Consider the following 8,827-nt stretch of genomic DNA (forward strand, 5'->3'; position numbering starts at 1 on the left):
CCATGCCCCCCCTCTTCCGCCGCAGCGCCTTCTGGATCGTTTCGGTCTGCGTCCTCGTGCTGGGCGCCGGCGGCGTGGTGATGGCCAGCCAGACCCACCAGGCCCGGCGGCAGGCGAGCGGCGCCGCGACGGCGATCCCGCCCGGCGGGCCCTATGTGGCGATCGCCAACGGCAAGGCCGACGTGGAAGGCGGCGTCATCCAGGTGGCCGCCCGCCGCGCCGGCATCGTCCGCGACGTCCTGGTGCAGGAGGGCGACGCCGTGGTCCGCGGCCAGGCGCTGGCCCGCCAGGAGGACGACGAGCCCCGCCTGGCCGCCGACAGCGCCGCCGCCGACCTCGAACAGGCCCGCGCCCAGACCGTCCTGGGCGATCTCCAGCTTTCCACCGCCCGGCGGGAGTACGCGCGGATGAAGGGGCTGGCCGCCTCCAACTTCATCGCCGCCCAGCGCCTGGACCAGGCGGGCGACACCGTCCGCCAGGCCGAGGCCGGCCTGCAGGCCCAGCGCGCCGCCGTGGCCGCCGCCCAGGCCCGCCTGGCCGAGGCCCGCTACAACCTCGAGCTCACGGTGGTCCGCGCCCCCGTCGACGGCCGCATCGCCCGCCGCTACGCCAACCCCGGCTCCGGCGCCTCCACCCTCAATGTCTCCACCATGTTCGAGCTGGAGCCCAACAGCCGCCGGATCGTCCGCGCCGAGCTCTCGGAAAGCGCCCTGCCGGTGGTGGCGGTGGCCCAGACGGTGCAGATCTCGCCCGAATCCGACCCCGGCAAAGCCTACGCCGGCCGCGTCCTGCGCCGGGCGGCGGTGTTCGGCGCCCGCAAGCTGGACTCCGACGACCCCTCCGAGCGGGCCGACGAGCGGGTGGTCGAGGTGGTGGTCAGCGCCGACGGCGCCCCCTTCCTCATCGGCCAGCGCGTGCTGGTGAAGTTCCTGCGCCCCCGGACCTGAGCCGCCGGGCTCTCCGCATTCCCCGCTGGCCTCTCTCCCCGATGCCGGAGGAAGAGGAACCAGATGGCGGATCTTGCTCCGGAGCGTCTTGACGCCGCGCGCCCGCCTCCGCAGAACTTGCGCCGCATTTTTCATCGAGCTCACGAGGCCCCCATGGCGGACATCCGCTTCGACGACAAGGTCGTCATCGTCACCGGCGCCGGCAGCGGCCTCGGCCGCCAGCACGCCCTGGAGTTCGCCCGGCGGGGGGCGAAGGTGGTGGTCAACGACCTGGGCGGGGCGGTGGACGGCTCCGGCGGCGGCTCGGAGGCGGCCAGGGCGGTGGTGGACGAGATCAGGGCGGCCGGCGGCCAGGCCATCGCCAACGGCTCCTCGGTCACCGACGACGCCGGCGTCGCCCGCATGGTCGCCGACGCCATGGCGGAATGGGGCCGCATCGACGTCCTGGTCGCCAACGCCGGCATCCTGCGCGACAAGTCGTTCGCCAAGATGGAGATCGCCGACTTCGATATCGTCGTCGACGTCCACCTGATGGGCACGGTCAAGCCGGTCAAGGCGGTCTGGGAGATCATGCGCCAGCAGAACTACGGCCGCATCGTCGTCACCACCTCCGCCACCGGCCTTTACGGCAACTTCGGCCAGTCCAACTACGGCGCCGCCAAGCTGGGCGTGGTCGGCCTGATGAAATCGCTGAACCTCGAGGGGCAGAAGAACAACATCCACCTCAACGCCATCTGCCCGGTGGCCGCCACCCGCATGACCGAGGGCATCCTGCCGCCGGAGATGCTGACCCGGTTGAGTCCGGAATACGTCACCCCGGGCGTGGTCTTCCTGGCTTCCGAGGAGGCTCCGGCCGGCGCGGTCCTGGTGGCCGGCGGCGGCGTGTTCTCCGTGGCCCGGGTCTACGAGACCGAAGGCGTCTACCTGGGCGACGGCGGCCTTTCCGGCGAGGAGGTCCGCGACAACTGGGCTGCGATCAGCGACCCGGCGAACCAGCACCCCTACGGCAACGCCGGCGAACAGGTCGCCAAGATCTTCCGCAAGCTGCAGGGCGGCTGAAGCCCGCGCGCTTCTTCCCTTGCGGGAGAGGGCGGCCGGCGAAGCAGGTCGGATGAGGTGTCTCTCTGAACCGCCCGGCTGACATGCAGGGCCGCCGGCCTGTTCCCCTTGCCCGCCTCCTCGCGGCGTGATACTTAAGTATATGCTTCACGAAAGCGCCCGGCTCGACGCCATGTACCAGGCCCTGGCCGACCCCACCCGCCGCGGCATGGTCGAGCGGCTCACCGAGGGCCCCGCCTCGGTGAGCGAGCTCGCCCGGCCGTTCGACATCTCGCTCTCGGCCATCGTCCAGCACCTGGCGGTGCTGGAGGCCAGCGGCCTGGTCCGTTCGGAGAAGGCCGGCCGGGTGCGCACCTGCCGCATCGAGCCGGCCGCGCTGACCCTGGCCGAGCGCTGGATCAGCGAACGGCGCGAGCGGCGCAAGCTGTGGGAGCGGCGCCTCGACCGCCTCGGCGACGACCTGGCCGCCACGGCTAACGATCCTGAGCAGACCCGATGACCCGACGCACCGTCGTGCACGCGTCCTTCGCGATCGAACGCACCTGCGACGCCCCCTTCCGCTAGACGTGCGCATCCAGCTCATCGAGACGGCGAGGCTTTCGCCGGATGACAAGACCGCCCATCTGCACGTCTACTTCCCGCCCCGAATCGCACACGAGGAAACGCCATGCCGACTCTCCACGCCGCCGTCCTTGGTCTCGCCCTTGCCGCCCTCGCCGGCGCCGCTCCGGCTGCGACCACCGCGCCGGCCAAGCCCCCGACCATCGTCTTCGGCTTGAAGGACCCCAAGCTCGCTCCCGCCGGGACCTATAAGCTGGACGACGCCCATGCGGCCGTCATCGCCCGCGTCTCCCACATCGGCTATTCGGTCAGCGTGTTCCGCTTCGACAAGGTGGCGGGCGCGCTCAAATGGGATCCGGCCGCGCCGGCCGCCTCCTCGGTGACCGCCACGGTCGACACCGCCTCCATCTCCAGCCCCGTGCCCGGCTTCGCCGCCCAGCTGGCCGGCGCCCAGTACCTGAACGCCAAGGCCTTCCCGCAGGCGACCTTCACCTCAACCGCCTTCCGCCAGACCGACGCGACCCACGGCGAGGTGGACGGGACCCTCGCCCTGATGGGCAAGTCCAAGCCGGTGACCTTCGCCGTGGAGCTGGTGGGCGCCGGCCCCGGCTTCGGGGCGCCGCGGCTCGGCATGGAGGCGAAGACCTCGATCGTGGGCGCCGACTACGGCCTGCCGCCGCAATTCTTCGCCGCGCCCATCGAACTGGTCATCGACGCCGAGTTCGTGCGTCAGCCGTGAGCGGCCTCAGGACCTCCTGACGGCCGAGGACCTAGCGACCTCATCGGCTCGGCGTCACTTCAGCCGTCGCGCCATGTCCAGGAACACCTTGGCCGCCGGGCTCTCCGGGGCGGTGGCGACCAGCGGCCTGCCCGTGTCGCAGCCCTCCCGCAGCGCCGGGTCCAGCGGGACCTCGCCCAGCAGCGGCGCCCCAAGCCGCGCGGCCTCCGCCTTGCCGCCGCCCTGGCCGAACAGGTAGAGCGGCCGGCCGCTCGACGGGTCGGGGAAGAAAGACATGTTCTCCACCACCCCCAGGATCGGGATCGCCGTCTTGCGGAACATGGCCGCGGCCCGCCGGGCGTCGATCAGGGCGATCTCCTGCGGCGTGGTGACGATGACCACCCCGTCCAGCTTCACCTTCTGGACCAGGGTCAGCTGGATGTCCCCGGTGCCCGGCGGCATGTCCACCACCAGCACGTCCAGCGGCGCCTCGGCCGAGCCCCAGGCCACGTCGTGGCTCATCTGCCGCGCCGCCGACGAGGCCATCGGCCCGCGCCAGATCATCGGCGCGGCTTCGTCCACCAGGAAGCCGATGGACATTACCTTCACGCCCCAGGCCTCCAGGGGCTGCAGCTTGCCATCGGCGAACTCCGGGTCGCCGTCGATCCCCATCATCTTGGGCGCCGACGGCCCGTAGACGTCGACGTCCAGCAGCCCGGCCCGCAGGCCCAGCGCGGCGAAGGCCACCGCCAGGTTGGCCGCCACCGCCGACTTGCCCACTCCGCCCTTGCCGCTGGCCACGGCGATGACCTTGCGGACATGGGCCGGCCGCTCGACGTCCGGCGGCGCCTTGGCCTGGGCATGCGGATCCTCGCTCAGCCGCGCGCCCCGGCGCACCCGGGTGACGCCGGGGGCCGGCCCGGCGCCCGGAGCCTCCGCCGTCAGCACCACCTGCGCCTGCCCGACGCCGGCGGCCGCGGCCAGCGCCCGTTCCGCCGCGTCGCGCACCGGCTCATAGAGCGGAATGTCGGCGGGCGGCGCCTCCAGCATGAAGGCCGCCCGGTCGCCCCGCAGGGTCAGGCCGCGCACGAGCCCCGCCGCCGCCAGGCCCAGGCCGGACTTCGGATCGATGACCTTGTCCAGCGCCGCCAGGATGGCCGTCCGGTCGAGGGGAGCGGGATCGTTCATGCGGGCCGAACCTCGTATGACTTGCTTTGGCCGTGAAGGGGTCTCATATCCGGGCCACAGCGCCGGTTTACAAGCCCACCTGGGGCCGACGACGCAGCCGCGCCGAGACCAACGAAGCGAAACGCGCCCGACGCATGCCCTGGAATGACAACGCCAACCCCGGTCCCTGGGGTTCACCGCCGCCCCCCGGCGACGATGGCGACCGCCGCGAGCCGGCCAAACGCCCCGCCAATCGCGCCGGCGGAGGCGGAGGCCCGCGCCGGCCTGACGGCGGCCCCGACATGAACGCCACCTTCGACCGCCTGTCGCGCAGGCTGCGCGGCCTGTTCGGCGGCTCCGGCGGCGAGGGCATGCGGCCCGGCGCCGTGGCAATGGTCGCCGGCGTCGCCTTCGGCCTCTGGGCGCTCTCCGGCTTCTACGTGGTGCAACCCAACGAGGAGGCGGTGGTCACCACCTTCGGCGCCTACTCCCGCTCCGAGGCGCCGGGCCTGCGCTACCACCTGCCCGTCCCCATCGAGCGCGTGGAGAAGGTGGCGGTCACCTCCCTGCAGCGCACCGACGTGGGCGGCACCGCCGGCGCCGACGTGCCGGAGGAGAGCCTGATGCTCACCGGCGACGAGAACATCGTCGACCTCGACTTCAGCGTCACCTGGCGGATCGCCGACCCGGCCCGTTACCTCTTCAGCCTCTCCGACCCCGATCCCGCCGTGAAGGCGGTGGCCGAGAGCGCCATGCGCGAGGTGGTGGGCAAGATGGGCCTGCAGGAGATCCTCACCACCGGCCGCGGCCAGGTGCAGCTCAACGCCGCCGAGCTCATGCAGCGCATGCTGGACAGCTGGGGCTCCGGCATCATCGTGGTCGAGGTGCAGATCCGCGCGGCCAACCCGCCCCAGGAAGCGGCCGCCGCCTTCCGCGACGTGCAGAGCGCCCAGCAGGACGCGGTCTCCGCGGTCAACGAGGCCAACACCTACCGCAACCGGGTGATCAACGAGGCCAAGGGCGATGCGGCCCGCACCACCCAGTCGGCCCTGGGTTACCGGGAGCAGGCCGTGCGCGAGGCGCTGGGCGACGCCGCCCGCTTCAACCAGATCCAGGCCGAGTACCGCCGCGCCCCCGGCGTCACCCGCGACCGGCTCTACATCGAGACCATGCAGCGCGTGCTGGCCAAGTCGAACAAGGTGGTGGTCGACGCCAAAGGCGCGTCGGCCCCGATCATCCTGCCGCCCGACGTCTTCCGGCCCCGTGCGCCCGCAGCGTCCGGCGCCCTCGACCCGTCTGCGACGGCGCCCCAGCCCCAGCCCGAAACACAGGCGGTGAAGCCATGAGCCGCCGCCTCGTCGCCCTCGGCGTTCTCGTCGTCCTGGCGCTCATCGTCATCGGCAACACCCTGTTCCAGGTGGATCAGCGCAAGCAGGCCATCATCACCCGCTTCGGCGAGCCGGTGCGGGTGCTGAACGCCCCCGGCGCACCCAACGCCGGCCTGCATATGAAGGTGCCGTTCCTCGAGCACGCCATCATGCTCGACAAGCGCAACCTGTCGCTGGAAGCCGACCAGGAGGAGATCACCGCCTCCGACCAGGAGCGGCTGGTGGTGGACGCCTTCATCCGCTACCGCATCTCCAACCCGCTGCAGTATTATCGCACCCTGCGCGACGACCGCACGGCGGTGGACCGGATCGAGCGGCTTCTGAACTCCTCGCTGCGCCAGGTGCTGGGGTCGGCCTCCTCCAACGACATCGTCTCCGGCCGCCGCGGCGCCCTGATGCAGGCCACCAAGACCGACGTGAGCCGCAGAGCCCAGTCCTCCCGCCTGGGCATCGAGGTGATCGACGTACGGATCAAGCGGGCCGACCTGCCGGCGCAGAACCAGCCCACGGTCTATCGCCGCATGCAAACCTCCCGGCAGCAGCAGGCCGCCCAGATCCGCGCCATCGGCGAACAGCAGAAGCGGGAGATCATCGCTTCGGCCGACAAGGAGGTCGCCATCACCCTGGCCACCGCCACCGAGACCGCCGAGGCCACCCGCGGCGAAGGCGACGCCCAGCGCACCCGCATCTTCGCCCAGAGCTACGGCCGCGACCCCAGCTTCGCCTCCTTCTATCGCTCCATGCAGGCCTATGACGCGGCCCTGGCCCAAGGCGACACCACCCTGGTCCTCTCCCCCGACAGCGCCTTCTTCCGCTACTTCGCACGCGGGCCGGGCGGGAAGTAGCGCCACCCTAAACCCCTCGCCCCGCTTGCGGGGAGAGGTTGGGTGAGGGGCGCGCCGCAGGCGCGGTGGCGTCGCCAGACGGCCAAGTTCCGGATGTGATTGCGTCGGAGACGCCCCCTCACCCGCCCTGCCCCGCCAGCATCTCCACCACCTCGTGCAGGTCGCGGGCGATGCGGATGCAGAGGGTGCGCATCTCGTCGGTGGGATCCAGCATGTCGGGCACCATCACCGTCATCATCCCGGCCGCCGCGGCGGCGCGCACCCCGTTGTGGCTGTCCTCCAGCGCCAGGCAGTCTTCCGGCGCGACACCCAGGGCCGCCGCCGCCTTCAGGAACGGCTCGGGGTGCGGCTTGCCGAGGGTCTGCACGTCGCGGGTGATCAGGGCGTCGAAGCGCCCGACGATCCCGTGCGGGCCCAGGCTGTGGTGGACCGCCTCCTGGGTCGACGAGGTGGCGATGGCCCGCGGCAGGCGGACGGCGTCCAGGTGGTCGAGGATCTCCGCGGCCCCCGCCTTCAGCGCCACGCCGGCGGCGATGGCCTCCTGCACGTGCAACCGGATCTGGGCGGCCCAGGCGTCGATGTCGAAGCCCTCGCCGAAGTGCTCCATGACGATCACGTCGCTCGCCGCCCGCGGCAGGCCGACCATCCGCTGGAAGGTGGCCATCGGCAGCTCGCGCCCCAGGCCGCCGGCCGTCCGCTGCATGGCCGCATAGACCGCCTGCTCGGTGTCGACCAGCAGGCCGTCCATGTCGAACACCACGGCGCGGACCCGGCGCGGCAGGCGCATCGGTCAGTCGGTCACGAAGTCTTCGGCGCGGTAGCCCTGAAAGTGGAGCACCGCCGTCAGGTCGGCGTGGTCGACGGCGCAGTCGGCCTCGGCGGCCACCACCGGCTTGGCGCGATAGGCCACGCCCAGGCCCGCCGCCCCGATCATCGCCAGGTCGTTGGCCCCGTCGCCGATGGCCAGCGCCGCCAGCGGCGGGACGCCCAGCGCCCTGGCCTCCGCCGCCAGCGCCGCCAGCTTGGCCTCGCGCCCCAGGATCGGCTCGCCCACCGTCCCCGCAAGCATGCCGCCGGCTTCGTCCAGGGTGTTGGCCCGCTCGGCATGGAAGCCCGCGGCGGCGGCCACCCGGCGGGTGAAGAAGGTGAAGCCGCCGGAGACCAGCACGCAGCGCGCGCCGTTGGCCGCCATGGTCCTGACCATCGTCCGCGCGCCGGGATTGAGCCGCACGCGCTCGTCGTAAGCCGCCTGCAATGCGGTGACCGGCAGGCCCTTCAGCATCGCCACCCGCTCGCGCAGCGCCGCCTCGAAAGGCAACTCGCCGCGCATGGCCCGCTCGGTGATCGCCGAGATCTCCGCCTTCAGCCCCGCGAAGTCGGCCAACTCGTCCAGGCACTCGACATTGATGATCGTGGAATCCATGTCGGCGATCAGCAGGCGCTTCTTGCGGCCTTCCAGCGGCTGCAGGCACCAGTCCACGGGCCTGTCCGCCACCATCTCGGCGGCGGCGCGGCGCGCTCCGTCGAAGTCGTCGGTCTCCAGAAAGGTGTCGTGCGCCGAAAACTCTGATGCTGGCTTCGACAACCACATTGGATCACTTACATCCGTGCATACACCGGCGAGCGGCGTGACATCGAACCTTATGCCGTACCGTTGGATGTAATCTGCCGGAACGGCCAGTGTGAGAACGAGCTGCATGACAAGCCGCATCTGGCTGATCGCCGGACCCACGGCAAGCGGCAAGTCGGCGCTGGCGCTCAGGCTCGCGCGGGCGACGGGCGCGGAGATCGTCAACGCCGACTCCATGCAGCTCTATGCCGACCTGCGCATCCTCTCCGCCGCACCCTCACCGCAGGAGCAGGCCCAGGCGCCGCATCACCTGTTCGGGACGGCTGACGCGGCCGACGGCTGGTCGGTGGGCCGTTGGCGCACGGCGGCGGCGCAGGTCCTGCGCAAGATCGCGATGCGCGACGGCCGCGCCATCCTGGTCGGCGGCACCGGCCTCTATTTCCAGGCGCTGACGGCGGGCCTGGCGGAGATTCCAGCCGTTCCCGCCGCCCTCCGCGCGCAGGCGACGGCCGAGCTCGACGCCATGGGCGAGGCAGCCTTCCGGCGGCGTTTGGCCGAGCCCGACCCGGGCG

10 protein-coding genes are annotated in these 8,827 nt (G+C 71.9%); 7 read left to right on the top strand and 3 right to left on the bottom strand.

Annotated elements, in window-relative coordinates:
- Positions 1-2 precede the first annotated feature (2 nt).
- The 4 genes from VGL30_RS18095 to VGL30_RS18110 all read left to right on the top strand — a co-directional run bounded on the left by VGL30_RS18095 (position 3) and on the right by VGL30_RS18110 (position 3,306).
- Positions 3-947: an HlyD family secretion protein gene (locus VGL30_RS18095; protein ID WP_331541421.1), complete on the top strand. Its 945-nt coding sequence runs from the start codon at positions 3-5 to the stop codon at positions 945-947.
- 153 nt (positions 948-1,100) lie between these two features.
- Complete coding sequence (locus VGL30_RS18100; RefSeq protein ID WP_331541422.1) at positions 1,101-2,006, top strand: SDR family NAD(P)-dependent oxidoreductase; 906 nt, start codon at positions 1,101-1,103, stop codon at positions 2,004-2,006.
- 142 nt (positions 2,007-2,148) lie between these two features.
- Positions 2,149-2,505: a metalloregulator ArsR/SmtB family transcription factor gene (locus VGL30_RS18105; RefSeq protein ID WP_331541423.1), complete on the top strand. Its 357-nt coding sequence runs from the start codon at positions 2,149-2,151 to the stop codon at positions 2,503-2,505.
- A gap of 168 nt (positions 2,506-2,673) precedes the next feature.
- Positions 2,674-3,306: a YceI family protein gene (locus VGL30_RS18110; protein ID WP_331541424.1), complete on the top strand. Its 633-nt coding sequence runs from the start codon at positions 2,674-2,676 to the stop codon at positions 3,304-3,306.
- Positions 3,307-3,360: 54 nt separating this feature from the next.
- On the opposite strand, the gene VGL30_RS18115 is transcribed toward VGL30_RS18110, so the two are convergent.
- Positions 3,361-4,473, bottom strand: a complete 1,113-nt coding sequence (locus VGL30_RS18115; RefSeq protein ID WP_331541425.1) for an Mrp/NBP35 family ATP-binding protein — start codon at positions 4,471-4,473, stop codon at positions 3,361-3,363.
- A 281-nt stretch (positions 4,474-4,754) separates the two neighbouring features.
- On the opposite strand from VGL30_RS18115, the gene hflK reads away from it, so the two are divergent.
- Together hflK and VGL30_RS18125 are read left to right on the top strand one after the other, a co-directional pair.
- Complete coding sequence (hflK, locus tag VGL30_RS18120) at positions 4,755-5,798, top strand: FtsH protease activity modulator HflK (protein WP_331541426.1); 1,044 nt, start codon at positions 4,755-4,757, stop codon at positions 5,796-5,798.
- Complete coding sequence (locus VGL30_RS18125) at positions 5,795-6,685, top strand: protease modulator HflC (protein ID WP_331541427.1); 891 nt, start codon at positions 5,795-5,797, stop codon at positions 6,683-6,685. Before hflK ends, VGL30_RS18125 begins: the two co-directional genes overlap by 4 nt.
- Positions 6,686-6,803: 118 nt before the next feature.
- Here the strand turns inward: VGL30_RS18125 and VGL30_RS18130 are convergent, their stop codons facing one another.
- Both VGL30_RS18130 and serB read right to left on the bottom strand, forming a co-directional pair.
- Positions 6,804-7,472, bottom strand: a complete 669-nt coding sequence (locus VGL30_RS18130; RefSeq protein ID WP_331541428.1) for an HAD family phosphatase — start codon at positions 7,470-7,472, stop codon at positions 6,804-6,806.
- 3 nt (positions 7,473-7,475) lie between these two features.
- Positions 7,476-8,183 (bottom strand): phosphoserine phosphatase SerB, encoded by a 708-nt coding sequence (gene serB / locus VGL30_RS18135; protein ID WP_414695050.1) that lies wholly within the window; start codon positions 8,181-8,183, stop codon positions 7,476-7,478.
- Between the two features lie 199 nt (positions 8,184-8,382).
- Here serB and VGL30_RS18140 point away from each other — a divergent pair.
- On the top strand, positions 8,383-8,827 hold a 445-nt coding region (locus tag VGL30_RS18140), incomplete at its 3' end, for a tRNA (adenosine(37)-N6)-dimethylallyltransferase (RefSeq protein ID WP_331541430.1).

Origin of the sequence: Phenylobacterium sp., assembly GCF_036502675.1 — a bacterium.
Lineage (GTDB): Bacteria > Pseudomonadota > Alphaproteobacteria > Caulobacterales > Caulobacteraceae > Phenylobacterium.